The organism is Nocardia sp. NPDC004604 (assembly GCF_040609795.1).
GTDB lineage: Bacteria > Actinomycetota > Actinomycetes > Mycobacteriales > Mycobacteriaceae > Nocardia.
This window is the reverse complement of the sequence record NZ_JBEXLC010000070.1, coordinates 1-25,919: the sequence shown is the minus strand read 5'-3', so window position 1 is coordinate 25,919 and position 25,919 is coordinate 1. Positions and strand designations below refer to the sequence as shown.

General features: G+C 64.7%; 25 protein-coding genes and 4 pseudogenes. 16 read left to right on the top strand and 13 right to left on the bottom strand.

What is annotated here, in order from left to right; translation table 11 throughout:
* Positions 1-252 precede the first annotated feature (252 nt).
* The 3 genes from ABZW16_RS24505 to ABZW16_RS24495 all read left to right on the top strand — a co-directional run bounded on the left by ABZW16_RS24505 (position 253) and on the right by ABZW16_RS24495 (position 3,830).
* Complete coding sequence (locus ABZW16_RS24505) at positions 253-570, top strand: GYD domain-containing protein (protein WP_354958323.1); 318 nt, start codon at positions 253-255, stop codon at positions 568-570.
* Positions 571-925: 355 nt separating this feature from the next.
* Complete coding sequence (locus ABZW16_RS24500) at positions 926-2,386, top strand: amino acid permease (protein ID WP_354958322.1); 1,461 nt, start codon at positions 926-928, stop codon at positions 2,384-2,386.
* Between the two features lie 34 nt (positions 2,387-2,420).
* Positions 2,421-3,830 (top strand): FAD-binding oxidoreductase, encoded by a 1,410-nt coding sequence (locus ABZW16_RS24495; RefSeq protein WP_354958320.1) that lies wholly within the window; start codon positions 2,421-2,423, stop codon positions 3,828-3,830.
* Positions 3,831-3,892: 62 nt separating this feature from the next.
* Here ABZW16_RS24495 and mgrA read toward each other — a convergent pair whose 3' ends face one another.
* A complete protein-coding gene (mgrA, locus tag ABZW16_RS24490) occupies positions 3,893-4,936 on the bottom strand; it encodes an L-glyceraldehyde 3-phosphate reductase (protein ID WP_354958318.1) in 1,044 nt (347 codons plus the stop codon).
* A 267-nt stretch (positions 4,937-5,203) separates the two neighbouring features.
* Between mgrA and ABZW16_RS24485 the strand changes: the two genes are divergently transcribed.
* The 3 genes from ABZW16_RS24485 (at position 5,204) to ABZW16_RS24475 (ending at position 8,107) form a co-directional block, all read left to right on the top strand.
* Positions 5,204-6,694: a glyceraldehyde-3-phosphate dehydrogenase gene (locus tag ABZW16_RS24485; RefSeq protein ID WP_354958317.1), complete on the top strand. Its 1,491-nt coding sequence runs from the start codon at positions 5,204-5,206 to the stop codon at positions 6,692-6,694.
* 98 nt (positions 6,695-6,792) lie between these two features.
* The gene (locus ABZW16_RS24480) at positions 6,793-7,455 is read left to right on the top strand and encodes a hypothetical protein (protein WP_354958316.1); all 663 of its coding nucleotides are present in this window, start codon (positions 6,793-6,795) and stop codon (positions 7,453-7,455) included.
* Positions 7,456-7,783: 328 nt separating this feature from the next.
* Positions 7,784-8,107 carry a putative quinol monooxygenase gene (locus ABZW16_RS24475; protein WP_354958315.1) on the top strand — a complete coding sequence of 108 codons (324 nt, stop codon included), beginning with the start codon at positions 7,784-7,786 and terminating at the stop codon, positions 8,105-8,107.
* 24 nt (positions 8,108-8,131) lie between these two features.
* On the opposite strand, the gene ABZW16_RS24470 is transcribed toward ABZW16_RS24475, so the two are convergent.
* The 5 genes and pseudogenes from ABZW16_RS24470 to ABZW16_RS24450 form a co-directional block, all read right to left on the bottom strand.
* Entirely contained in the window at positions 8,132-8,398 is a 267-nt protein-coding gene (locus ABZW16_RS24470; protein ID WP_354958342.1) for a hypothetical protein, read from the bottom strand.
* Between the two features lie 192 nt (positions 8,399-8,590).
* Positions 8,591-8,851: pseudogene (locus tag ABZW16_RS24465) on the bottom strand (OB-fold domain-containing protein); the annotation flags it as partial.
* Between the two features lie 450 nt (positions 8,852-9,301).
* Positions 9,302-9,739 carry a hypothetical protein gene (locus tag ABZW16_RS24460; protein ID WP_354958314.1) on the bottom strand — a complete coding sequence of 146 codons (438 nt, stop codon included), beginning with the start codon at positions 9,737-9,739 and terminating at the stop codon, positions 9,302-9,304.
* A gap of 318 nt (positions 9,740-10,057) precedes the next feature.
* Positions 10,058-10,366 (bottom strand): antibiotic biosynthesis monooxygenase, encoded by a 309-nt coding sequence (locus ABZW16_RS24455; protein WP_354958341.1) that lies wholly within the window; start codon positions 10,364-10,366, stop codon positions 10,058-10,060.
* Between the two features lie 252 nt (positions 10,367-10,618).
* Positions 10,619-11,410, bottom strand: a pseudogene (locus ABZW16_RS24450) (LLM class F420-dependent oxidoreductase); the annotation flags it as partial.
* Positions 11,411-11,596: 186 nt separating this feature from the next.
* Between ABZW16_RS24450 and ABZW16_RS24445 the strand changes: the two are divergent.
* The 6 genes and pseudogenes from ABZW16_RS24445 (at position 11,597) to ABZW16_RS24420 (ending at position 18,440) form a co-directional block, all read left to right on the top strand.
* Complete coding sequence (locus ABZW16_RS24445) at positions 11,597-14,632, top strand: glycoside hydrolase family 38 C-terminal domain-containing protein (RefSeq protein ID WP_354958313.1); 3,036 nt, start codon at positions 11,597-11,599, stop codon at positions 14,630-14,632.
* 1,017 nt (positions 14,633-15,649) lie between these two features.
* Entirely contained in the window at positions 15,650-16,540 is an 891-nt protein-coding gene (locus ABZW16_RS24440) for an alpha/beta fold hydrolase (RefSeq protein ID WP_354958312.1), read from the top strand.
* Between the two features lie 186 nt (positions 16,541-16,726).
* Positions 16,727-16,867 (top strand): annotated as a pseudogene (locus ABZW16_RS24435) (dimethyl sulfone monooxygenase SfnG); the annotation flags it as partial.
* A pseudogene (locus ABZW16_RS24430) lies at positions 16,867-17,392 on the top strand (acyl-CoA dehydrogenase family protein). The pseudogenes ABZW16_RS24435 and ABZW16_RS24430, both read left to right, overlap by 1 nt.
* Before the next feature lie 24 nt (positions 17,393-17,416).
* Complete coding sequence (locus ABZW16_RS24425) at positions 17,417-17,926, top strand: NAD(P)H-dependent oxidoreductase (protein ID WP_354958311.1); 510 nt, start codon at positions 17,417-17,419, stop codon at positions 17,924-17,926.
* Complete coding sequence (locus ABZW16_RS24420) at positions 17,919-18,440, top strand: flavin reductase family protein (RefSeq protein ID WP_354958310.1); 522 nt, start codon at positions 17,919-17,921, stop codon at positions 18,438-18,440. The genes ABZW16_RS24425 and ABZW16_RS24420 overlap by 8 nt, the downstream gene beginning before the upstream one ends.
* A 55-nt stretch (positions 18,441-18,495) precedes the next feature.
* On the opposite strand, the gene ABZW16_RS24415 is transcribed toward ABZW16_RS24420, so the two are convergent.
* The 5 genes from ABZW16_RS24415 to ABZW16_RS24395 all read right to left on the bottom strand — a co-directional run bounded on the left by ABZW16_RS24415 (position 18,496) and on the right by ABZW16_RS24395 (position 21,795).
* A complete protein-coding gene (locus tag ABZW16_RS24415) occupies positions 18,496-18,717 on the bottom strand; it encodes a hypothetical protein (RefSeq protein WP_354958309.1) in 222 nt (73 codons plus the stop codon).
* A 577-nt stretch (positions 18,718-19,294) separates the two neighbouring features.
* Positions 19,295-20,029, bottom strand: a complete 735-nt coding sequence (locus ABZW16_RS24410) for an SDR family NAD(P)-dependent oxidoreductase (protein ID WP_354958308.1) — start codon at positions 20,027-20,029, stop codon at positions 19,295-19,297.
* A gap of 26 nt (positions 20,030-20,055) precedes the next feature.
* A complete protein-coding gene (locus tag ABZW16_RS24405; protein WP_354958307.1) occupies positions 20,056-20,385 on the bottom strand; it encodes a metalloregulator ArsR/SmtB family transcription factor in 330 nt (109 codons plus the stop codon).
* Positions 20,378-20,806, bottom strand: a complete 429-nt coding sequence (locus ABZW16_RS24400) for an SRPBCC domain-containing protein (RefSeq protein WP_354958306.1) — start codon at positions 20,804-20,806, stop codon at positions 20,378-20,380. The genes ABZW16_RS24405 and ABZW16_RS24400 overlap by 8 nt, the downstream gene beginning before the upstream one ends.
* 92 nt (positions 20,807-20,898) lie before the next feature.
* On the bottom strand, positions 20,899-21,795 hold the full coding sequence (locus tag ABZW16_RS24395; protein ID WP_354958305.1) for an aromatic prenyltransferase: 897 nt from the start codon (positions 21,793-21,795) through the stop codon (positions 20,899-20,901).
* Positions 21,796-21,872: 77 nt separating this feature from the next.
* On the opposite strand from ABZW16_RS24395, the gene ABZW16_RS24390 reads away from it, so the two are divergent.
* The 4 genes from ABZW16_RS24390 (at position 21,873) to ABZW16_RS24375 (ending at position 24,589) form a co-directional block, all read left to right on the top strand.
* Complete coding sequence (locus ABZW16_RS24390) at positions 21,873-22,379, top strand: VOC family protein (RefSeq protein ID WP_354958304.1); 507 nt, start codon at positions 21,873-21,875, stop codon at positions 22,377-22,379.
* Between the two features lie 41 nt (positions 22,380-22,420).
* Positions 22,421-23,221, top strand: a complete 801-nt coding sequence (locus ABZW16_RS24385; protein WP_354958303.1) for a MerR family transcriptional regulator — start codon at positions 22,421-22,423, stop codon at positions 23,219-23,221.
* Between the two features lie 344 nt (positions 23,222-23,565).
* Positions 23,566-24,225 (top strand): class I SAM-dependent methyltransferase, encoded by a 660-nt coding sequence (locus tag ABZW16_RS24380; RefSeq protein WP_354958301.1) that lies wholly within the window; start codon positions 23,566-23,568, stop codon positions 24,223-24,225.
* Positions 24,226-24,304: 79 nt separating this feature from the next.
* Positions 24,305-24,589, top strand: a complete 285-nt coding sequence (locus tag ABZW16_RS24375) for a hypothetical protein (protein WP_354958300.1) — start codon at positions 24,305-24,307, stop codon at positions 24,587-24,589.
* Positions 24,590-24,738: 149 nt separating this feature from the next.
* Here ABZW16_RS24375 and ABZW16_RS24370 read toward each other — a convergent pair whose 3' ends face one another.
* Positions 24,739-25,269 carry a DUF779 domain-containing protein gene (locus ABZW16_RS24370; protein WP_354958299.1) on the bottom strand — a complete coding sequence of 177 codons (531 nt, stop codon included), beginning with the start codon at positions 25,267-25,269 and terminating at the stop codon, positions 24,739-24,741.
* On the bottom strand, positions 25,269-25,919 hold a 651-nt coding region (locus tag ABZW16_RS24365), incomplete at its 5' end, for an aldehyde dehydrogenase family protein (protein WP_354958298.1). The genes ABZW16_RS24370 and ABZW16_RS24365, both read right to left, overlap by 1 nt.

Below are 25,919 nucleotides of genomic sequence, written 5' to 3'. Positions count from 1 at the left end.
CATCTGGGCGGGCGGCAAGCGGTCTGCCGAGGCGGGCGCATTTGCATCGGGAAAACCTTCTGGACGAATCATGACCACTTGGTGAGCCGTTACGGTGCGCGCGACTTGGTCGCGCGCACGTCAGTTGCGGCAGCGCCACTGTTACGTTGCTGCATCATTGCTGGGACGCTGTTACTACGTTGCCGCCCGGCGGTCGGCGAGACCGTAGGGTCGTCTCGCCGAGATCGTTCTGCGAGAAGGAGGCGACTGGACATGTCGAAGTACCTGTGGCGGGTCGGCTACTCACCGGAGGGGGCGCGCGGTTTGCTCGCGCAGGGCGGCAGCGCGCGCCGAGCGGCCATCACCGAAATGGTCGAGAGTGTGGGCGGCCATGTGGACATCTGCTATTTCGCTTTCGGTGAGGACGACCTGTTCGTAATCGGTGATGTCCCGGACGAGGTTTCGGCCGCGGCACTCGCCATCCGCACCGCTGCTTCCGGTGCGGCGATATCGCACACCGTGGCGCTGCTGACCCCTGAGCAGGTCGACGAAGCCGTCACTCGGGAGGTCACGTATCGGCCGCCTGCCTAGGCTCGGTTTTTTCGCGCCCGGCGCATCCGGCGCCGGGCGGTGCTGGCCGAGGTGAAGCAAGCCGGTGTCGTTGACAACGAAATACTTTGGTGCCCAACGGATTTGGGTGTGGTCCGGGTCTTGGGCGGCTTTCGTGTCGGCATGGCAGTGGTTGCGCTGCTGGCCGCCCGCAGCCTATTCGCGTTGCGCGGCCAGCGTTTTGGTCGGGCCGCTGACGTCGGTGGCAAAGCCGCGCCAGTCTCTGCGCCTGCGAAATGGGGTCTCACCTGGGCAAATTCACACCTCTATTGATCGTGCCAATATTTGACGGTACATTGGTTGACGATTTATTCCCGTCACCGGAGGAGAGCAACCGATGGCGACAGTTCGTCCCGATCCCGAGTTGTCGGCGCCCGCGGACGCGCTGCACGTCGAGGATGCGGGCTATCACAAGGCGTTGCGGCCGCGTCAGCTGCAGATGATCGCGATCGGCGGCGCGATCGGAACCGGACTGTTCCTGGGTGCGGGTGGTCGGTTGCACACTGCCGGTCCCGGACTGTTCCTGGTGTACGCGGTGTGTGGCATCTTCGTGTTCTTCATCCTGCGGGCGCTGGGCGAGCTGGTGCTGCATCGTCCGTCCTCCGGATCGTTTGTTTCCTATGCGCGTGAGTTCTATGGCGAGAAGCTGGCTTTCGCGGTCGGGTGGATGTACTTCTTCCACTGGTGCATGAGCGGGATCGTGGATATCACCGCGATCGCGACCTATGTCCACTACTGGGGAACGTTTCACGTAGTTCCCCAGTGGTTCATTGCGTTCATCGCCTTGGCGGTCGTTGTCGCGATCAACCTGGTCTCGGTGCGCTGGTTCGGTGAGCTCGAGTTCTGGGCGGCATTGATCAAGGTGGTCGCGTTGGTCGCCTTCCTGATTATCGGAACCGTCTTCCTCACCGGTAGATTCACCATCCAAGGGCAGTCCACGGGGTTCGGCGTGCTCACCGACCACGGCGGCCTGTTCCCGACCGGTCTGCTGCCACTGGTCACCGTCACCACGGGCGTCGTATTCGCTTACTCCGCAGTGGAATTGGTCGGTACGGCGGCGGGTGAGGCGGAGAGTCCGGAAAAGATCATGCCGCGGGCCATCAACTCGGTCATCGCCCGCATCGCGCTGTTCTACGTCGGCTCGCTGGTGCTGCTCGGCCTGCTGCTGCCCTACACCGCTTTCAAGTCCGGTGAGAGCCCGTTCGTCACTTTCTTCTCGAAACTCGGTGTGGGGGGCGCTGACTCGGTCATGAACCTGGTGGTGTTGACGGCGGCCTTCTCCAGTCTGAACGCGGGCCTGTACTCGACCGGTCGGATCCTGCGGTCGATGTCGATGAACGGCAGTGCGCCCCAGGCGGCCGCGCGGATGTCGCGTGGTGGTGTGCCCTACGTCGGCATTCTCGCCACCGGTGCCATCGCGCTGATCGGCGTCGGATTGAACGCGATGGTACCCGAGCATGCCTACGAGATCGTGCTCAATATGTCCGCGCTCGGCACCATCACCGCCTGGGCGGCGATCATCCTGTGCCAGCTGAAACTGTGGCATTGGTGGCGCAAGGGCCTGGCCGAGCGTCCGTCGTTCCGGTTGATCGGTGCGCCGTACACGAGTATCGCGACGCTGGTATTCCTCGCCGGGGTGGTCGCGTTGATGGCATCCAGCGACGACAGTGTGCAACGCGGCGCGGTGATCGCGGCGGGGGTGATCATGATTCCAGCCTTGGTCGGCGGATGGTTCCTGACCCGCGGCCGTGTACTCGCCATCGTGAAAGAACGTGAGATACGCCATGATTCCCGGTAGCGCTGCGCTCGTCACGGCTGAAAGGATCCGACGGATGAGCCCCGGGGCGCGAGTACGTTTTGTACTCGAATTGTCCGCCATCGTCGGAAAGGCTCACGTCTTCACCCATCCCGATATGACCGCTCGCTATGTCATCGACTGGACCGGCCGTTGGCACGGTGGCACCACAGCGGTGGTGCGTCCCGGCAGCACCGAAGAAGTAGTCCGGATCATGCGACTGTGCCGCGAGTTCGAAATAGGGGTTGTCGCCCAAGGCGGTAATACCGGACTGGTGGGTGGTTCTATCCCGATGCACGGCGAGATCGTCTTGAGCTCCGAACGTCTCGACTCGATCGAGGCAGTCGATCCGATCGCCCGCACCCTCGCGGCGGGGGCGGGCGCCACCGTCGCCGAGGCACATACCGCCGCACAGCGGGTGGGCCTCACTTTCGGTGTCGACCTCGCCTCCCGCGACTCGGCCACGCTGGGCGGAATCGTGGCAACGAATGCGGGCGGCGTCCGCGTGATCAAGTACGGCGACACCCGAGCCCAGTTGCTCGGCATCGAGGCCGTGATGTCGGACGGCAGTGTGCTCACCCGGTGGAAGAACTTCACCAAGGACAATGTGGGCTACCACCTGCCGGGGTTGCTCGCGGGATCGGAGGGCACGCTGGCGATCATTACCAAGGTCCTGATGAAGCTGCATGTGCCGCCGACACACACCGAGGTGGTCCTGGCCGGGGTCGAAACCGTCGAATCGGCACTGGCTTTGACGGATGCGTTCCGACGGGCGGGGCTCACCATCGAGGCGGCGGAGCTCATGACCGACGACGGGATGACGCTGGTCCTACAGCACCGAAAACTCCGCCACCCCCTCGGCGACAGCGCGCCGTACTATCTGCTCGTCGAAGCATCCGGATCGCCGGATGTCGCCACGGTGCTGCTCGAAACACTCGAGCAGGCAGGCGATCTCGTTGTGGATGCGACGCTCGGGCGCGGCCAGCGGCTCTGGGAATTCCGGGAAAGCCACACCGAATCCGTCAACGCGGCCTCCGCGACGCCTCCGGTCAAACTGGATGTCGCGATGCCGGTTGCGGAGTTGGAGTCCTTCATAGATGTACTCCGTCGTGAGATCGGCTCGGTATTTCCGTCGGTCCGGCTGATCGTGTTCGGCCATCTCGCCGACGGCAACGTGCATGTGAATCTGCTGGATGTGGATCCCGCAGCCGCCCAGCGGATTACCGAGTTCGTATTCGAGTTGGTCGTGGCCCACAACGGAAGTATCAGCGCGGAGCACGGAGTCGGCCGTTCGAAGGCCGCATGGATCCATCTCGGCAGATCCGCGGTCGATATCGACCTGATGAAAGCGATTCGGCACGGCGTGGATCCCGCGCTCATACTCAACCCTCATATCCTGCCAGCGAACCGGCCGGATGCGCCGTCGAGCGCCGCCGCTCGCTCGTAGGCTCGACTGCGGCCGTCCACTCTGGGGTCGGCGACGCGAAAAGTGCCGTATTGCAAACCTGTTCAGAGGATGCCTTGGCGCGCAGACCGCCAGAGATCGACTTCGCCGTCGTTGTCGAGGAGGGTATCGATGTCGGCGAGCTCGGCGGCGTCGAAATCGAGATTGTCCAGCGCTGCGACGTTCTGATCGAGTTGGTCGGTGGTGGACGCGCCGATCACCAGCGAGGTCATGCGGTCGTCGCGCAGCGCCCAGGACAGGGCCAGTTGCGCCAGCGTTTGTCCGCGCTGATCCGCGATCGCGTTCAGCTTGCGCAGCCGCGCGATCATATCGGGGGTGAGTAATTCGGTCTGGAACGACTTGCCCTGTGTGGCACGCGATTTCGCGGGAACGCCATCGAGGTACTTCGAGGTGAGCATGCCCTGTGCGAGTGCGGTGAACCCGATGACGCCGAACCCTGCTGCCGCGGCGGCGTCGAGCAGCCCTTCGGTCTCGATCCAACGGTTGAGCATGGAGTAGGACGGCTGGTGGATCAGTAGCGGTGTGCCGAGCTCACGCAAGATCGTTGCCATCGCGACGGAATCCTTCGCGGTGTACGACGAAATTCCCACGTATAGCGCTTTCCCTTGGCGGACAGCGGTATTCAGTGCCGCCGCGGTTTCCTCGAGCGGGGTCGTCGGGTCGAATCGGTGCGAGTAGAAGATGTCGACGTAGTCGAGCCCGAGTCGGGTCAGTGACTGATCGAGGGAGGCAAGCAGGTATTTGCGCGACCCGCCACCCTGCCCGTACGGCCCGGGCCACATGTCCCATCCCGCTTTGGTGGAGATGACGAGTTCGTCGCGATACCGCGCGAGATCCTCGCTCAGGATTCGTCCGGCGTTGATCTCGGCCGACCCATACGGGGGGCCGTAGTTGTTGGCCAGGTCGAAATGGGTGATGCCGAGGTCGAAGGCGTGCAGGGCGATCTCGCGCTGGAGGAGGTAGGGACGATCGTCGCCGAAGTTGTGCCAGAAGCCGAGCGAGAGCAGGGGCAGATCCAGGCCGGACCTGCCTGAGCGGCGGTAGCGCATTGCGCCGTCGTACCTGGTGGGCTCGGGAATGTATGTCATTCGGATCTCCTCGTCACCTGTGTCGACCGTCCCATAGTGCCTGATGATCGGCGTCGACTCGGGACAGCGATCGAATCACCGCTGTCGCGGTGGTGCTCGCGGTAGCCGCGACTGCAGTTCTGACCCGCGGCGTCCCGTAGCTGTTGTACTGGTCGGATTGCTGTGGGCAGGAGCCGAAGCTCACCGGTGGGGATCCGAACTCGGTGATATCGCGGCCCTCATTAGCATGGATGCGGCGAATAGATCGAGGAAATCCGAGGACCTGTGTTGACTACCGAACAACTTGACCGCTGGAACGCTCAGGAAGCCGCCGCGGAGGCGATGATTCCCATTATCGGCAGGTTGTATCGGGCAAAGGGCGTGACGATCCTGCTGCACAGTCGGCCGCTGGTGAACAAGTCGGTGATCAGCATCCTGCGGACGCACCGCTTCGCGCGGCAGATCGAGGGCGAAGAGCTGTCGGTGGACCAGACCCTGCCCTTTCTGCAGGTGCTCGGGGGGCTGGATCTGGGGCCCTGCAAGATCGATCTCGGTCAGTTGGTGATGGCCTATCGCGCCGACGATCGCGGACTGTCGATCAGCGAGTTCACCGCAGCGGTCCTGGCCGAGGTGACCGATGGCAATAAGGCTCGGTCACCGGGCCCGCGGGATGTTGTCCTGTATGGCTTCGGCCGCATCGGTCGTCTGGTCACTCGGCTGCTCATCGAGAAGGCCGGGTCCGGCAATGGGCTGAACCTGCGTGCCGTTGTGGTGCGCAAAGGCGGCGAGGACGATCTGACCAAGCGTGCGTCGCTGCTGCGCAGGGATTCGGTGCACGGCCATTTCAACGGCACGATCAAGGTCGATACCGACAATGACACGATCACCGCGAACGGGAACGTGATCAAATTCATCTACAGCAATGATCCGACGGCGATCGACTACACCGAGTACGGGATCGAAAATGCGATCCTGATCGACAACACCGGTAAGTGGCGTGATCGTGACGGCCTGTCGCAGCATCTGCGTCCCGGCATTGCGAAGGTCGTGCTCACCGCCCCCGGTAAGGGCGACGTTCCGAATATCGTGCACGGCGTCAACCACCGCAGCCTGGACCTGTCGCAGCAGATCTTCTCGTGCGCCTCGTGCACGACCAACGCGATCGTGCCGCCGCTCAAGGCCATGGACGACGAGTACGGCATCATCCGCGGTCACGTGGAAACGGTGCACTCGTTCACCAACGACCAGAACCTGCTGGACAACTATCACAAGGCGGACCGTCGCGGCCGGTCCGCGCCGTTCAATCTCGTGCTCACCGAAACCGGTGCCGCGTCCGCGGTCGCGAAGGCGATGCCGGACTTCAAGGCCAAGATCACCGGCAACTCGATTCGTGTCCCCACCCCCGACGTATCGGTGGCGATTCTGAATCTGCAGCTCGAGCGGGAGACGACGAAGGCCGATGTACTCGCCTACCTGCGTCAGGTTTCGCTCGCCGGGCCGTTGAGCCGAAACCTCGATTACACCGCCGCCACCGACGTGGTTTCCAGCGATTTCATCGGATCGCGCGCAGCCTCGATCATCGATGCCAATGCCACGATCGTCGAGGGCGACACCGCGATTCTGTATGTCTGGTACGACAACGAATTCGGCTATTCGTGCCAGGTGGTGCGGACGGTGCAGTACATCTCGGGCATCGAGTATCCGACCTACCCGCAGGTCGGCGCACAGCTGGACCGTGCCGCCGACGCTCGCGTGCTGACGGCGACCGACGCGCGGTAACTCGCGCGGCCGAGATCGACGGCTGCGGCACGCCGAAAAATCCCCGGTGGGATGCACGCTGATCCAGTTGTGTCGGTGGGTACCGCTAGTCTGCTGACATGGTCGGACCGGATTCGGCGGTGCGCCGACTGACGCGCGATGCGGGAAAGCTGCTGCAGCCGTACGGCTTTCACGGCTCGGAGGCTACGTGGGTGCGAGTCGTGCCGGGTGGTGTGGCATCGGTCGGCCGCACCCGGACTCTGCGTACCTGGACCGACGGGCAGCAGGTACTCAGATTCGGACTGAGCCTGAGTGCGACACCCACCGCCTGGTGGGAATTCCGTAACTGGCGCAATGCGCAGCTGGGGCTCCCGGTCACGCCGCTCGAGCTGGCGACCGGCCCCGGGCTGATCAACGACCACGGCATGCCCGAGGAGCTGACCGAGCTGTGGTCGCTGCACCTCGACCCGACACAACCGGGCCGGGTGTTGCAGGCAGACGTCGACGCCATCCGCGCCGAGCTGCCCCGACGCGTGCACGCCTATGCGCGTCGGGCGCTGCGGCTGCTGGAGCCGGACCACTATCTCGACGAACTGCTGGCTGCCCCGGACCGGCAGATCGCGACCTGGGAAGCGATCGTCGTCCTGCTCGCCGACCGCGGACCAGGACCGCAACTCGACGACGCGTTGATCCAGCTCCGGACGTGCCTTGCGGAGCGGAGCGAGTCGGCTTATGCAGAGGACGTCGTCGCCTACGCACGCGGTCGCGCTGCCCTGGTCTGAGCACCTACCAGGGCGTGGCGACCTTGCTTCTCGTCCACTCGGCTACGCCACGACATATTCGATGCTTGCGTGATCGACCCGCTGAAAGTCACTCGGTCGGCTTTGCACAGCGCCGCATCCATCGTGGCACTGCTGCTCGATCGCGGCAGAGATCATGGTGGACCCAAGCTCGATCCGCTCCGGTTTCGGTGCTCGGGGCGAGGGCCTCGCGTTCGGCCCTCCGACACCTACTGACTGTCCGACAATGGGATATTGGCAACGATCACCGCCCGACAACAGCGCGAGTCGGGCTGTGTCGCGCAGCCCGACCTACCTCAGGAGGCAGGCAATGATCTTCATCGTCGTGAAATTCAAGACCAAGCCCGAATGGACCGACCGCTGGCTCGACCTCGTCGCACCGTTCACCGCGGCGACCCGTGCCGAGGAGGGCAACCTCTGGTTCGACTGGTCGCGCAGTGTCGACGACCCCAGCGAATTCGTTCTCGTAGAAGCCTTTCGAGACCAGGCCGCGGGCGCGGCCCATGTCGGCAGTCCCCACTTCGAGACCGCGATGAAGGAATTGCCGCAGGCGCTCGCGTCGACTCCCCAGATCATCAGCCAGACCATCGACGCCACCGGCTGGTCCGAAATGGGGGAGATGACCGTCGAATAGCCGTTGCTCGCGTGGCCTATTCGATCAGGCGCAACGCGTGGGGACCGCGGTCGGGCTCATCTGCCATGCCTGTGCCAGGGCGTCCCGCAAATCATGCTTCAGCCCGCGCACCTCGACGCTGTCGGTCGGTCGTGGGAGCAGCGCCTCGTCCGCCATGTGCAGAAACCGCTGACGGGTCACACCAAAGGTCACGAGCAGTTCGGCGGCCGTGGCGCCGCCGAACGGCGCCCATCGGATCGCGAAGCTGATCAGGGACTGCGCGGTCGTATCGAGGGCCTGCGCGCCCGCCATCCGTTCACACTGGCGAAGCGATGTCCGCACCCACTGCGCGTCGCAGCGACGCTCGACTGCGCGACGATGCGCGTTCGAAGCGCTTGCGCGCCGTGTCGTGGAACGATCGCCACCATCCGAATCGGGCGCCGCGGGGCAGACCGCGAACACCGGAAAGCGATCCACCCGAGGACGCGGCTCGAATCGGACCCGGACCGGCGGATCCGAAACGGGTGCGACATCACCTTCGATCGTCGCGTACACCCACGGACCCTCGTCGAGTTCCACGATGGCAATCGTCAATGGCTCCACCTGGGCCTGCGGACGGCTCACACGACGGTGTACGAGCCGCGACGACACGATCGAACCGAGACCGGACGAAGGCGACCACTCGAGATCCCAGGACCGACACGACGAACATTCGGCGGTCAGCGGCGCGAACAACTTTTCACAGCGCCCACAACGTCGAATCATCATGACGGTTGCGTTCCCGGTGGGGTCGTATTTGTGCTCGGACATGGAAGACCTCGGTCTGATAGCGATGCATGCTGTCCTCACCGAGCGTCTCCCGCTCAACGCCCGACCGCGACCGTAGAACTACCGATAGACATACCCATTTCTGCCGAGCGCCGCTACCCAGAGACCGCTCCGACAGCCGTCGCGTGCCCAGGTCGGGTGCTATTGCGCTCGATGTGAACGCGAGGTCCAGGCGGCGATCTGCGCCCGGGACGAATAGCCGAGTTTGCAGAGGGACCAGCACAAGGATTCTGTACAACACGATCCGGCCGCACCAGACGCGGCGACCGAGCACCCAGCACGGCCGACACCAACCCGGACCAGCGTCAATCGGCTCGATAAGCGGCACTTGTGCTCACTTGCTGTAGCTATAGCCAGAAGCTGCCCACTACCGATTGGGCGCTGGGGCTAGGCGTTGGCCCGGCGGAGGCGCTCGGCTGCCTGTGCGCGGATGGCGTCACAGCACACCGGGGTGTCACCGTGCACCGCCTCCCAGCGAGCGTTGTGCGCCGCCGGCCACAGGCTGGCCGCCCACGCGATCTCCTGCTCCTCCGCGGTGAACCGGTACCCCCGGAGATCCTGATAGGCAACCAGGAACGCGGCGGAGCTCTCGATCGGTGCCAGGGTCGGCGGTGACGCGCTGGCCAACGCCCCGCACGCCGCACCCGCCAGTGCCGCCTCCGGCTGCCACGCCAGGCTGTCCCAGTCGTGGACGACCCACACGTCCCCGTCGCGCCACCGGAGGTTCTGCGCTTCGAAGTCGGCGTGGCCCAGCACGCACGGCAGGTCGGCGGCCAGCAGCCGCTTGCGCACCCGATCGGCCGTATCGACGACGTACGCGGGCACGGCGCCTTGGTCTCGGTCGGCAGACCATTCAACGGCACGGTGAGAACTGTGTCATAGGTGTCGAATGCAGCGGAAGCGGTCTCGAAGGGGCTCTTCCAGGCCACCTCGTCCAGAGCAGGATGTCTCGGTTGAGCACCAGCTCAGGTGGCTCGAGCGCCGACCGCTCGAACTGCGGCAAGCGAGTTGGTCCTGATGTGCGGTGCACCAACCTTCGCCTGGTGTGATCGCTCGAAGCCGAGGCCACCCCGATAAGCGAGCACTGCCATCACGAGCCGGGGCAGGCCGCCTGTTGGACGGCGAGGTCGGCCCTGACCCACGTCACTCGGTGGTGCGGTCGTGAACATAGACGGCGTGACCGTAGCAGCCTTCGGGTTGCCGAGCCAGGAGTGGAGGAACCTGGCGAGTCACCGCTGCGACCGGCTCGGAACGGGTGGTCGCGTCGTGTGCTTCCTTATCGATCCACAGCTGTGTCAGCCACACCGTGTCCGGGTCGTCGAAGGCCGTGTTGATGCTGTAGGTGAGCAGGCCGCTGTCATCGCCGCCGGCGCGGAATCCATCGAGGAGCAAGGTGATCAGCTCGTCACGCCGACCGGGCAGTGCGGTCATTCGCCCGTAGACGCTGAACATATTGTTGCCGGCCACACCTACGCCCTTTCGCATGATCGATCCGCGTTCGAGCCTACGCGCCCAATCCGAAAACCTCAGGGCTGAAGACACATTCGCCGGCAAGTCATGCTTCCTATCGTCGGCACGAGCGAGTGGTCTGCTGGGCACCGTCTTCGACAACACCCCGCCCGAAGGTTCGCCCGGCGTGCTCGTCGGCTTCCTCGAAGGACGGCACGCCGGGCGCGGCGGTCGGCGAGGTCCGGCGGCTTTCGCGATTTCGTCGAGGGCGTGCAGTGTCTCCGATTCCGGGAGGGTCGGCACGCTGAGGATCAATCGTTGCACCCCGGCCTCGGCGTAGCTGTCGAGTAGGGCCGGATCGGCTGCGGCGAATGCGATTGTGACCGGCAGGTCGTGTCCGTCGAGCAGGGCCAGTTGGGCCGGTATCGCGGCGGGATCGGCCACTGCGGTGGGGATCCAGCCGACACCGTGGCGGATCGCGCGTTCGGCCGCCGACTCACCGCCGCCGATCAAGATCGGCGGGTGCGGTTGCTGTGCGGGTTTCGGCCAGGCGTACATCGGGTCGAAATCGATGAAGCGACCGTGGTATTCGGCGAGGTCCTCGGTCCAGATCTTGCGGATGGCGACGAGTTGCTCGTCGAGTAGCGCGCCGCGGGTGCGGGGGTCGGTGCCGTGATCGGCCATCTCCTCGCGATTCCAGCCGATGCCGACGCCGAATACGAAGCGTCCGTGTGAGATTCGGTCGAGCGTGGCGACTTGTTTAGCGGTGTGGATGACGTCGCGTTGGATCAGCAGGGTGACCCCGGTGCCGAGGAGCAACCGCTCGGTGACGGCCGCAACGGCGCCGAGGGTGACGAACGGATCCAGCGCGCGGTAGTACTCCCGTGGCAGCTCACCTCCGCCCGGGGCGGGGGATTTCCGACTCGCGGGGATATGCGAATGTTCGGGCAGGAACAGCGATTCGAAACCCCGATCCTCCAGTGCCACACCGAGTTTCGGACCACTGATGCCCTCGTCGGTAACGAAGGTGGTGATGCCTATCTTCATGAACAGTATGCTGAAACCTTCACATGTATGTGATGGTCAAGGCGCGTGTGAGTAGGAGCACAGCCGTTGGTGTCGCGGCCGAGTCGGTGCAGCGCAATATGGCCGATGTGCTCGAGAAATAGCCGCACTGTCGGAGAATGGTTGCGGTTCGTTGATCACGCCCCCGGTCCGATGGGAGCCAGCGTTATGCACGATGACCGTCGGTTGGTCGAGAATCGCCTCGGCCGGGTTCTCGCGGAGCGGATCACTCCGGCGATCTATCCGGAGTCGGTGCCGCTGAAAGCGTCCATCTGGGTTGCACCGGATGAGCCGGTGTCGGTCGCCGAGGGCTTGGCCGCGCCCCGGACGCCGATCGGATCCGGTGCCAGATGGGGCGCACCGTGGGGGACCAGTTGGCTCACGGTCGAGGCGACGGTGCCTGCCGCGTGGGCGGGTAAGACCGTCGAGGCGATTATCGATCTCGGTTTCGACCAGAACATGACGGGTTTCCAGTGCGAGGGCCTGGTCTATCGGTCGGATGGATCGCCGGTCAAGGGTTTGCACCCGCGTAACCAGTGGGTGCGGGTTGCGTCTGCGGCGGTCGGCGGCGAGCACGTGCTGTTGCACGTCGAGGCGGCTTCGAACCCGATCATTCCCTTCTCGCCGACCATGCTCGGCGACAAATCCACCGCCGGTGACGAGCCGCAGTATCGGCTGGGTCGGCTGGATCTGGCGGTCTTCGATGAAGAGGTCTGGTTGCTGGTCCAGGATCTGGAGGTACTCGGCGAGCTGATGCACGAGATGCCCGAGGATCCCGCCCGCCGCTATGACATCGTGCGGGCGATCGAGCGCGCGCTCGACGCCGTCGATCTGCAGCACGTGAACTCCACGGCTGCTGCGGCGCGCGCGTATTTGGTCGATGTGCTGGCCGCGCCAGCGGTGGCGTCCGCGCACAAGATCTCCGCGGTCGGGCACGCGCACATCGACACGGCATGGCTGTGGCCGCTGCGCGAGACGGTGCGCAAGGTGGCGCGCACCACCGCGAATATGACCGCGCTGCTGGCCGAGGAGCCCGAGTTCATCTTTGCGATGTCCCAAGCCGCGCAATACGACTTCATCAAGCGGCATCGCCCCGAGGTGTATGCGAAGGTCAAGAGTGCGGTATCGGAGGGACGGTTCGTGCCGACCGGCGGCATGTGGGTCGAGTCGGATACGAATATGCCGGGCTCCGAAGCGATGGCACGGCAGTTCGTGCACGGCAAGCGGTTCTTCCTGGCGGAGTTCGATGTCGAGAGCGAGGAGGTATGGCTGCCCGATACGTTCGGATTCGCCGCCGGGCTGCCGCAGATCATCCGGGCCGCCGGGTGCAAATGGTTACTGACACAGAAGATCTCGTGGAGTCAGATCAACCAGTTTCCGCACCACACCTTCCTGTGGGAGGGCATCGACGGAAGCCGGATCTTTACCCATTTTCCGCCGGTCGACACCTACAACTGCTCGATGCAGGGCCGCGAGATCGCGCACGCCGCAAGGAATTTCAAGGATAAGGGCCGCGCGTCCAGGTCACTGGCACCCACCGGCTGGGGCGACGGTGGTGGCGGGCCGACGCGGGAGATGGTCGCCAAGGCCGCCCGGATGCGGAACCTGGAGGGCTCGCCGAAGGTGGTGTGGGATAAGCCCGCCGACTTCTTCGCCAAGGCCGAGGCCGAATATCAGAACCCGCCGGTGTGGGTGGGGGAGTTGTACCTGGAACTACACCGCGGCACGCTGACCAGTCAGGCCAGGACCAAGCAGGGGAACCGGCGCAGTGAGCACCTGCTGCGGGAAGCCGAGCTATGGGCCGCGACGGCGGCGGTGCGGAAGAACCGCGAATATCCCTATTCGGCACTGGACCGGATCTGGAAGACGGTGCTGCTGAACCAGTTTCACGACATCCTGCCGGGTTCGTCTATCGCATGGGTGCACCGAGAGGCGGAGCAGACCTACGCGGCGGTGGCCGAGGAGCTGACGACGGTCATCGAACGGGCCCAATGGATGCTCGGCGGTGAGCGGACCGGACCGAATATCTTCAACCCGGCGCCGCACACCTGGCGATCGGTCCCGGCCGGTGGGGCGGCCGCACTGGCGGCAGGGCACCCGTGCTCGGTGGCCGAGCGTGCGGGTGGCGGGTTCGTCCTCGACAACAGGCTGTTGCGGGTCGAAGTAGATGACCGCGGCCTTGTCGTGTCGGTATTCGACCCGGAGGCGCGGCGCGAGACGCTTGCGCCGGGTTCGGTCGCGAACCTGCTACAGCTGCACCCGGACTTCCCGAACGCGTGGGATGCGTGGGATGTCGATCTCTTCTATCGAAATCAGGTCACCGACCTCACCGAAGCGGATTTCGTTGCGGTGGACGCGGATTCGTCAGGCACAGCGGTGGTGCGGGTGGGGCGCTCGTTCGGGTCCTCCAAGGTGGAGCAGACCTTGGCACTGCGGCCGGGCGTGCGCGGCCTCGACATCGACACCAGCGTCGAATGGTGGGAGACGGAGAAGTTCCTGAAACTGGCCTTTCCCCTGGACATCCACGCCGACCGCTATGCCTGCGAAACTCAGTTCGGGCATATGTTCCGGCCGACCCACACCAACACCAGCTGGGAGTACGCGAAGTTCGAGGCATGTAACCACCGGTTCGTCCACTTCGCCGAGCCGGGTTGGGGTGTGGCGCTCGTCAACGACTCAACCTACGGACACGACGTCACCCGCACGGTCCGAGCCGATGGCGGGACGACGACAACACTGCGGGTTTCGCTTTTGCGGGCACCGCGCTTTCCCGATCCGGAGACCGACCACGGTGCACACCACTTCCGACACTCGCTGATCCCGGGCGCATCGATCGGGGACGCGGTACGCGAGGGCTACCGCATCAACCTCATGCCGTTGCGGCCGGGCGTTGCGGAGGCCGTCGAACCGCTGTTCACCATCGACAATGCCGCCGTGGTGACCAGCGCTGTCAAGCTCGCCGACGACGGAAGCGGCGATGTAGTGCTACGGGTCTACGAGGCGCACGGTGGTCGTGCCTCGGCGCTGGTGGCCGTCGGCTTCGGATTCGCCGGGTTCCAGGTCTGCGATCTGCTGGAGCGGCCGCTGCCGGGGGACACCCCCGCGAGCCGGGAGGGCATGGGAGTTCGCTTGCGGCTGAGGCCATTTCAGCTCGTCACGCTGAGGTTCACCCGTGCCCAGGATCGGACCTCGTCGGAGATCTGAGATGCAGCGGCAGGCATCAGTCGGGTTTGTTCATAGCCAGAGCCGCTGACAAGGTAGGGGCTGTAGCGCTTCGCGCATATCGTGATCGATTTGAATTGTCGCCAATCTCAGTGCATATATTGCTTTTGCGAAGGTGTGCGCTGCTATGGAGTCGGCCCAGTAGTGCATCGGCGGCCAACCCGGAAATCGGACCGTGACATGGCATGACATGGCATTACCTTGATTGTCCGGCGCAATCGACTCAGGACTTCCCTGCACTGCCATTGTCTCAGCGACCGAGCCGGAGCATCTGCTCGAGCCGGCGGTATTCGCCTATTCGCGCTTCGGGATGCGGTTTGGACCGCGCAATTGCGCTGGTCATCGCGGTTCTCCAGTCGACCCCGCCTACGGGCCACTTGGCTTCGAAATCGGGCGTAGGGGCCAAGTACATCGTTTTCGACGATGGTGCAGCTAGGAACAAGAAGTCCAAAGATCGACCCAGTCGGCGTGGATATCTTTGTACCTTCCTCCAATTTGACGCACGAACCTTCCTGTTCGCCAATTGCTCCGACCCCGGTACGACCGTGGATCCGCGGATAGTCGAAGAATGGAATAGACGTACTCGCGGGCGCGATGGAATCTCGGTATCGCGCAGCCTGGTTCGTGCAATTCAAGTTGATTATTGAACCTCTGCTCGATCGCGCCATGGTACCGGTTACCACCCGGCGGCCTATTCGGAATTCACCGCGAGCGGGCGGCAGGGATGGCTGGTCCCCGATCGCATCCGGCCGGTGTCCATGCCACACGACCAGTTGCGCGATGCGTCCTGGATCCGACGACTGTGACCCCACCGGCGGCGACCATGACTGCTGAGGCGTGGTCGAGATGTCGAAGGACGGCGCCCCGGGCACCCTGTGTCCGCGGCCGAACTCGATTGCGGCCGAGTGGCTGTCGAGTTGTGGTCGAAGACGAACCTTCGACATCCGCTCACCCAGGCCGTACGTTGGGTGCAAAGACGGTGTAATGGGAGGAATCGCGATGCGTGTCGATGTCGAATTCACCAGTGGCGCAGTGACATTGCGGGGGTGGCTCTACCGGCCCGAGCAGGCGTCCGGTCTCGCGCCGCTGGTGGTGATGACGCACGGCTTCGCGGGCGTGAAGGAGTGGGTTGCGCCGTTCGCCGAGGTGTTCACCACTGCCGGTTTGGCCTGTCTCGTCTACGACCACCCTGGATTCGGGACCTCCGATGGTGAACCGCGTTACGAGGTCGACCCCACCGCGCAGATCGAGGGTTACCGCGATGCGATCACCTTCGCACAGACGCTGGACGGTATCGATCCGGAGCGGATCGGCATCTGGGGAACCAGTTTCGCGGGCGGTCATGTCCTGGTCGTCGCGGCGACCGACCGGCGGGTCCGTGCCGTGGTATCGCAGGTGCCACTTACCAACGGTTGGGCGAACTTTCGCAGTTTGGTGCCCACCATCATGCTGCCCGCCGTGCACGGGGCCATTGCCGCCGACCGCCTGGCTCGCGCTGCCGGGAAACCGTACGAGACGATCAAGGCGGCCTCCGATGATCCGACCGAACTCGTCGCCATGCCCGGTATCGAGGTCTACCACTGGTTGATGGCCAATGGCCCGCAGGTCCCCACCTGGCGCAACGAGGTCACCCTGTCGAGTGTCGACAAGTTCCAGTCGTATGCCCCGGAGGCGTTCCTGCGCCGCATATCTCCGACGCCCCTGCTGATGGTGATCGCCGATCAGGACACCCTGACACCCACCGATATCGCCCTGCAGAGCTATGCCGAGGCGCTGGAACCCAAACAACTGGCGCTGATCCCCGGCACGCACTTCGCCGTGTACGAGGAGCAGTTCGACCGAGCATCCGGCGTCGCCCGCGACTTCCTGCTCGCCAACCTGAGTCGATAGCGTGTTCGTGGTAGGTGGCGGTCGGGGTGATCGCTACCCCCATCCGATCGCACAGATTCAAACCCTCCTGTCGGTCGGCTTGCGGTGCTGGAGTGGAAGGAGCGCGCGCCGACACCGAATGGAGCAAGCATGACCACAGAGCAGATCGCCGATCGGATCCGGTTCGCCTACCGGGTGCAACCCGTCGTGGCCTACCGGGAACTCGGTGCGAACCTCACGCTTGCCGGGTTCCTGCCCTTCCAAGAGGAGGTCGAGTACTTCGGTGCGAAGGTGCTGCCGCTGGTCCGGGAACTGGGGGCGCGCAGGCCCGCCGGGGTCGGGCACTGATGACCGCGATCGCCGCCGACCGCATCGAATCCGCGGCACAGGCGTATTCTGTTGCTGCGCAGTTGGCTTCGGAGTTCGCAGCCGGGGCCGCGGCACGTGATCTCGGGCGAGAGTTGCCATTCGCCGAGGTGGATCGACTCGCGGCGGGTGGGTTGCTCGCGATCACGGCGCCCGCGGCATTCGGGGGAGCGGATCTCCCGCCGAGCGCGGTGGCCGAGGTGGGTGCGCGTGCTGACGGCCGTCGACCCGAATATCGCGCAGATTCCGCACGGCCACTCATTCGTCGCCCCGGCATCGCTGACTGTCGCCACCGCCAAGGTGCTCGCCGATCGCGCGGCCAACGAAGTTTCGGCCGCGCTGTTCGAGGTGGGCGGAACACGCAGTGCCGCTGCGAATCTGAACTTGCACCAGTACTGGCGCAATGTCCACACGCACACCCTGCACGATCCGGTGCGGTGGAAGTATCAGCACATCGGCAGGGCATTGCTGCACGACATCGCGCCGCCGCTGCACGGCGTGATCTGAGCTGAGCGAGAAGAGGATACGGAAGTGACAGTTACCGTCGTCGTCGGCAATCCGAAGCCCGCCTCCCGTACGCTGACCGCGGCAACGCTGGTCGCCGAGGGTTTGCGCTCGGACGTGGCACCGGCGGTGATCGATCTGGTCTCCTTCGGCGCTGGCCTGCTGTCCTGGGGTGACCCCGATGTCGCCGCCGCTGTGCGCACGGTGGCCGGTTCAGAGCTGGTGGTCTTCGCCAGTCCGACCTTCAAAGCCACCTACAGCGGTCTGCTGAAGCTGTTCCTCGAACAGTTCGACGGCGGTACCGGCCTGGCCGATGTCGTGGCGGTGCCGCTCATGCTCGGCGCGGGCCCGACGCACGCACTCGCGCCGGACCTGCTGCTGAAGCCGGTGTTGGTCGAGCTCGGCGCGACGGCCGCATTGCCCGGTCTCTATCTATCGGACCGCACATTTCAGGAAGACGGCGCGATAGAGCGCTATACCACCCGCTGGCGGCCCGTCGCCGCGGCACTGAGTTCGAAGGCGGCCGACCATGTATGAGCTATTCGAGTTCCCGTCCGATGGCGCCGGACTGCGTCGCGTATTCGCCAGCTTTCCCAGCGGTGTGGTCGCGGTATGCGCCGAAATCGAGGGCACACCACACGGTTTGGCGGTGAGTACCTTTGTTCCGGTCTCGCTGGATCCGCCACTGGTGTCATTCTGCGTGCAGAACAGTTCGGCGACCTGGCCGAAGCTGGATACCGCCACGCACCTCGGTCTGAGTCTGCTCGGCACCGATCAGGAGGATGCGGCTCGGGCACTGAGCAACCGCAACGGCAATCGCTTCCATAATGTGGATGTGCAGCGCGGCGCGGCCGACGCGATCTTCATCGAGGGTGCGACGGCGTGGATCGAAGGCGCGGTCGAAGTCCGCATCCCCGCGGGCGACCATACGGTGGTCATCCTGCGGATCAACCGCCTCGCGGCCCGCGCCGACGCCGAGCCGCTGATCTTCCACGACAGTAAATTCCGCAGCCTGCACCCACATCGCGAGATCACCGAGATCGCCAGCTGAAGATCGGGGTCGGACGAGTCCGGTCGCGGCACTTCGCATGATCTCGCGGATGGTCTCAGGGTGTGCTGAGCTGGTCCCACTGCATGCGCGGATCTTCGTTTCCGAAATCGTCGCTAATGGTGACGTAGGACGTGCCCGCGGCATAGGGCACACTGAGTCGGCGACTATCCACTGCGGCCTTGTAGACGGTACTGCCCGTGCCATTTGGGAACAGCACATATTCGAGGGTGAAGTCCTGACGGTAGTTCCCGGTGTTGCAGATGGCCAGGAAGGCCAAACCCCAACCACCCGAGACAGTGCGCTCGGTGAGTTGCAGGTATAGCGAAGCTCGAGTGGATCCGACTTCGCATTCAGCTCCGGAAGCTTCTGGAGTGCGGCCACATCCGTGGTGGTCCGTACTTCCGTTGTGCTCGTTGTCATTTCACCTCCTGCCATCGATCCGGTGATTCGATCGGGCCGAGTGATTTCGACGGAACCCCCTCCCTGTCCGCTACCGCGTACGCCTCCTTCGTCACCGGTGGCGGACAACATGAATCTTTTCTCGCGCGCGTTTCACGGCGATTTCACCGGCATCTCACCGGGGCAGGGTGGTGCGGGAGCGGGCGCTATAGCGGTGGGCGCGGCTGAGCCAGGCGCGCTCGATGCAATAGTCGCGCGGTTGGCTGAGCTGAGAGCAACCCGTGTCTGTGAGATCTACACCGGACTCGTCGGTGGATCATGCGCGAACCGGAAGGAGGCGAATTCTTTGCGCGAGGGGCGAACTGGCCCCGTCGCTGCCGAACCGGAACGGGTACGGCAACGGCACTGGTCCGAGGTGGTCGGAACAGTGCCGTTGCGGGAGGCTCACTAAAAGATCAGGCGGCCGAGGAATTGCGTAGTGCCTGGGCGATCGATGCGAATTCGGTCGCGACGGCATTGCCGACGCCGCTGCGCCACCCTTCGGCTAAGGCCGCGGACACCGGATCAGGGAAGATATCGTCCTCGTCCGCTTCGAAACCGTCGAAGATGGCTCGCGCCACGTGCGCCGCGGTGGCCTTCACTGCGTCGAACTCCCGGGTCATCTCGGTGTCGGTCGGACCGGTCAGCGCGGCGTGTACCCGTATGCCCTTGTCGGCGAGCTGGGCGCGCAGCGATTGTGTCATCGAGAACGCCGCCGCCTTCGAGACCGAATAGCCGGGAACGAGCGGAAAGGCGCCGATTCCGTTCATCGAAATGTTGTTGACGATGGCACCTTGCGAACGGGTCAGCATTGGCAGGAATGCCTGGGCCACGGTGAGTGGGCCGAACAGATTCACATCGAGGTGCTGCTGGATTACCGCCCGGTCGGTCAGATCGTCGTAGATCGCCACGCCCGCGTTATTGACGAGGATATCCAGCGACTCGACCGCATCGACCGCGCGCTGAATCTGGCCCGCGTCGGTGATGTCGAGCGTCAGCGGCGTGACGCGCTCATCCGCGTGCGGCACCGGCACACGCATCGCTGCGTAAACCCGCCGGGCACCGCGGCGCAGGGCCTCATCGACCAGTGCTTTTCCGATGCCACGATTGGCCCCGGTGATGAGAATTTCGCTATCGGAGACTTTTGTCATGATGATGATTCCTTTCGGGTCAACGGCTATTGCAGATGTCGACGCAGTGCCGCGAGCGGGTCGTCCCAATCGCGGGCCAGCGCGGCCAGGAACTGCTGGGCGACCTGCATGGGACCGGACTGCAGGCGATAGCGGATCCGGCGCCGCTCACCGGGTTCGGCTGCCACCAGACCCGCATCGCCGAGCAGCGCAAGGTGTTTGGCTATGCCCTGTCGGGTGATCGGCAGTTTGGCGGCCAGATCCGTCGCGGTGGTCGGCCCGGCCTCCGCGAGCGCGGCGAGAATGCTGCGCCGGTTCGGATCCGCCAGGGCCGCGAATACAGCCTCCGCGACGGCTTCGGACGCGCGGTCAGCCATGCAGATAGGTGACCAACTTGGCGAGTTCCTTCGCCCATCCGTCGGTATTGCCGTCGAATGCCTTGCGGTGGTCATCCGGCTCGAGTTGTGCGAAGCCGGTTTCGACCACGGTGACGGTGGTGCCGGTGTCGTTCGGTGTCAGCGTGAACTCGACATACGTTCGGCGCGGGTCACTATCGGGAAGTCCGTGGATGGGCCAGGTGTAGCCGAAGGTCGTCTGCGGTTCGAGTCGTTCGATGCGCCATTCCGCTGCGTCGCCGCCCTCCCAGGCCAGTTTCGCGGTGCCGCCGACGCGCAAGTCGACCTCCGCGCTATTGCCGAACCAACTGCCGAGCCCCTCGGCTGTGGTGATCGCGGCCCACACCCGCTCCAGTGGCTGATCAATGTGCACACTGCGTTCGATTCGATCCGGGAATCCCATCGGGGCACCTCCTCATGTCGCAACCATTTGGTTGCCATAAATCTATAGCAACCGAATGGTTGCGTCAATGCGGTCGTTGACGCAGTGCAGCGCTAGGTGCGGCTGGGCGCGGTTCCGCCGGGAAAGGTGGCTTGGCGGGCGGCGGCGTATTCGGCCTGGATCTTGTAGTAGCGGGTGTCCGGGCCGTAGGCGGCGTAGAAGACGAATCCTCGGGTGTCGGGGTCGGCGAATGGTGCTCCGTCGACGAAACGGTTCAGGACCGGGTCGAGATGGGTCGGGAAGCTCGATGGCTCGCATCGCACCGGGAAGCAAATCCGTTGCATGCGTGGGGATGTCCAGGAAAACGTGCGGTAGAGGTTGAAGGTGCGCCCGAGGAGTGCCAGTTCGGCGTCGTCGGCCGGGACGAAGTCGAGTTCGGCCAGAATTCCGGCGATATCCGCGGGAGCGAGGGTGCCCGGCGCGAAGACGTTCGAGTAGAGATTCATCGTGCGGGCATCGAAATCGACTGCCAATATGCCGATTTGGCCGCCATATCGGGTCAGGTGCTCGGCGCTGGCGCGGGCCGAGTCGGGGATCCCGGAGAATCCGAGAATCCGCTCCACCTCGAGTAGTTCGGGGAAGACCAGCCAGATCTTCTGTACACCACCGGCGAGTGCGAGATCGACACCCGAACGGACCGGCACGGCGGCCGATATCTCGGCGAGCAACTGCTCCATCGGATGTCCGGTGTAGGTGAGAAGTCCGGCGTCACAGAGTCTTTCGATCAGATCGGTCGGGGCGCCCGGATGCATCACCCGAGCGTTGATCTCGCGTTCGGGCACCGGATGCGTCGTCGTGCGCACACCGACGACGGAGTTGGTCCACAGATCGGCGAGTGTGTCCAGCACCGGGTCCACGATCGCAGGGTCATAGCGGGCCTCGGCTAGGCGCGCATACTCCTGCAGGTCCCTCCGGAGCCGATCGAGCGTGCGTGTGGCGGATTCGGTCATGGCCTTCATCGTCCCGCAGATGGCTGGCTGACGTAGCGGTTTGACCCTGACGCTGCGTCAGGCTCGACGATGTCGTGGTGAGTGAAACCTACCCCGCATTCGATATCAGTCCGGTTCCCGTGCCCGCCCTCGACGCCGTGGCTCCGGAGCCTTTCCGCGGCATCTATGGGATGCCGATGTTCGTCACGGTGCCGACGCCCGATCTGGCTGCGTCGGTGGACTTCTGGGTTCGCGGACTCGGCTTCTTCGACCTGTTCACCGCCCCCGGGCAAGTGACGCATCTGCGGCGCTGGGCGTTCCAGGACGTCTTGCTCGTGCCGGACGAGCGCCTGGCCGAGCCGACGGCGCAGAGCGTGAGCTTCGCGTGCGTGCTGAGTCAGCTCGACGAGATCGCGGCGGCGTGTGAGCTGGTGTTGCCCGGTTGTACGACGGGGCCGCGGATGATGCCGTGGAACTCGGTGGAACTGGAGGTCCGCACACCGGACAACACCCGGGTGATCATGACGGCGGCGCGGCCCTACGACTCGAACAGCGCCGAGGCCGAGTGGCTGCGGTCCATCGGAATCGAAGGGCCGAAGCAATGAGGTCGGTGGCATCACCCGGCGCGAATGTCAGACTGGATGGTGTGAATCTCGATGACACCGCCGGTCTCACCGTCGGTGCCGCCGCATCCCGGGTGGGTGTCACGATCCGGACGCTGCATCATTGGGATGCCATCGGACTGGTCTGCCCATCCGAGCGCACCGACGCCGGATACCGGCTCTATACGGATGCGGACCTGTCCCGGCTCCAACGGGTGCTCACCTACCGTGAGCTGGGCCTACCTCTCGACGACATCAAGTCGATACTGGACGATCCGGCCATCGATGCGTCGGCATCGCTACGTGCGCAGCGCGATTCGCTTCGCGAGCGCGCTGCCCGCCTGCACCAGATGGCGGACGCCATGGACCGCATGATCGAGGCCAGAAAGTCCGGGATCCTGCTCTCGGCCGATGAGCAGGTCGCGATCTTCGGCGAGCACTGGCAACCCGGCTGGGCCGCGCAAGCACACGACCGCTGGGGCGACACGCACCAGTGGGCCCAGTACGCCGAACGCGCCGCGGGCAGAACCGCCGAAGACTGGCAGCAGATCGCGGGCGGCGTGGAGGCATTGAACGCGGATCTGGCCGCGGCCCAGCGCGCCGGAGTGCGCCCCGGAAGTGATCGGGCCAACGCTTTGGCCGAGCGGCACCGCGCATCGATCGACACCTACTTCGACTGCACCCACTCGATGCACGTCTGCATAGCCCGGACATACACCGCCGACCCGGAATTCGCCGCTTTCTACGATGCCATCGAGCCCGGACTGACCACCTGGCTCCGCGACATCATCGATGCCAATGCCCGCGCCAACGGGGTCATCCCGGAATCGGCGAGCTGGGTCTGAGTGCGGGCCGGATCCAGTCCCGATAGTCGTCGCGGCCGGGGATCTCGATGGCGGACTGCCACAGGCGATCCCACTCTGCTGCGTGTTCGGCGTGGGCGGCGGCGAAACAACTCCCGCTTCACCCACGCCGCATCATCGGTCGGCGTATACAGCTGCATCCACGCATGCGGAACCGACGGCAAACACACCGGGCGATCGGCGCCGGGATGTGCTGCCCCCGACGGATCAGCTCGGCCTGACGGTGCATTCGAAACTGGTGTGAGTACCCGGCTCACAATCGTCGAGACCCGTCGATCGGCGTGCCACGATGAGGTGAGAAGACCAGTCGCAGGGAGGTGACGAAGTTGTCGGAGCGATCGGGAACCCGCGCCGATGATCCGTTCGGTGGTCGGCATCCGACCAGTCACGAACGGATGACCGGGCTGCCGTGGGATGCGTCGTACCACGACGGTCCAGCGCCTTGGGATATCGACCGGCCGCAACCAGCGATAGTGCGTGTGGCATCTGCAGGGGGATTCGTCGGAGCCGTGCTCGATGCGGGTTGCGGGACCGGCGAGAACGCTTTGTACGTTGCCTCGCTCGGCTTGTCGGTGCTCGGGTTCGATATCGCCGAGACGGCACTGGCGATCGCCCGGCAGAAGGCCCGGGACCGTGGGATCGAGGTCGAGTTCGCCGCGGCCGATGCGTTTCGGCTGGAGCGTTTGGGGCGCAGGTTCGACACGGTGCTGGACTGCGGACTGTTCCACACCTTCGACGGGGACGAGCGGGCACGGTACGTGGCGAGTCTGGCGTCGGTGACCGAGCACGGTGCAACCCTGTATGTGTTGTGCTTCAGTGACACTGGTCCCGATACCGGCCCGCACCCGGTCGGTCGGGAAGAGCTGAGTGCGGCGTTCGGCGCCGGCGCTGGATGGCAGGTCGCCGCCATCGAGCCGGACCGGATTCAGACGCGATTCCATGATGATGGTGCACCGGCCTGGCTCGCAACCATCCAACGGATCTAGACCGCGGAGCTGGCCGGCGAGGTGTGCGATCCCGTTCCGTCACTGACGCATTGGCGGTCCGTGCAGCAGGGATCCGATTGTGTCGATATTGCTGGAGCAGTCTCGCAGTGCCAGCAAACTTTGGCGAAACGGTCGGCGGCGGTGGCGCGATCTGCTGAGTATGGCCACCGACACCCTGAACCTCGCCGAGCGACGTCAAGCGATCCGCAGACTCGTTGCGCTCTGTCACCAAGTGAATCGGCTGGTGGAGCTGGCCGAGACCGAAGCGTCCGAACCCTTGATCGCACAAGCTCATACCACGCGCCGGGTTTTGCAGGATCTGGTGCTCGATATGGTCGCCGTCGACCGGCGCTCCCAGATCTGAACCGGAATCGTCAGTGCCACACGGAAATCCAACTCGCTGCGCACCGATTCCCATCGGAGTGAGCGCGCTGGCCGCATCGGCGCAGGCGAACGGTTAGCTGGACGCGCCGCAACCGATGTGCTGCGTTCGCCATCGATGCTGGGGGATGGTCAGCGATGACGACCTGGCACCGGGCAGGCGTCGGCTGCCTCGGTGACCACCTGTGCTTCGCTCGACGCCATCGGACGCGCACCGTGCTCCCAGCCCGCACCGGTCACCGGCTCGGTCCGGGCCAGCGCAACCAGCTCAGCGTCCTCGAAAACCCTTCCACGACTGAGGAATCGGAGTCCTTCGGGTGATTCCAAACTGAATCCGGAGCCGCGGCCCGGCACCACATCGAGGATGAGCTGAGTGTGCTGCCACGCCGCGAACTGCGGACCCGAAATCCACACCGGCGCACAGTCATCCGGCTCCGGCTCGGTCGTGGACAGTTCATCGGCTCGCAGGCGCAGATCGAGCAGGCCGAGCAGCACATCGCGATCGCCGACCACGAATTCGCCTGCGGGATAACACATCGGCGCCGAACCGTCGCAGCAGCCGCCGGACTGGTGCAGCATCAGCGGCCCGTGCTGCCCGCGGAGGCGACGGAGCAGATCCATCGCCGCCGCGGTGGCGCGCACGCGCCGGGGGACTGCGGCCATCAGAAGAAGCCTTGCGCCTTCGATGCGTAACCGACCAGCAGGTTCTTCGTCTGCTGGTAGTGCTCGAGCATCATCCGGTGGTTCTCCCGTCCGATGCCGGACTGCTTGTAGCCGCCGAACGCGGCGTGTGCGGGGTACTGGTGGTAGGTGTTGGTCCACACCCGACCGGCCTGGATATCACGCCCGGCCCGGTAGGCGACCGCGCCGTCGCGCGACCATACGCCAGCGCCGAGTCCGTAGAGCGTGTCGTTGGCGATCTTGATGGCATCGTCGTAGTCGGCGAACGAGGTTACCGAGACGACGGGTCCGAAGATCTCCTCCTGGAAGATCCGCATCGAATTGCTGCCCGCGAAAACCGTCGGCTGCACGTAGTAGCCGCCCGCCAGATCGCCGCCGAGGTCGGCGCGCTCGCCGCCGGTGAGCAGGGTGGCGCCCTCGGCCTTGCCGATCTCGATGTAGGACAGGATCTTTTCGAACTGATCGTTGCTGGCCTGCGCGCCGATCATGGTGTCGGTATCGAGCGGATCGCCCTGTCGCACGGCCTTGGTCCGCACGTAAACAGTTAGATTTATCTGAAACAGTAGAAAAAGGAAAAAGTATTCAATCTGAAGCGAGAGATTTACGTTATCAATGGTTTGATGAAATGATGA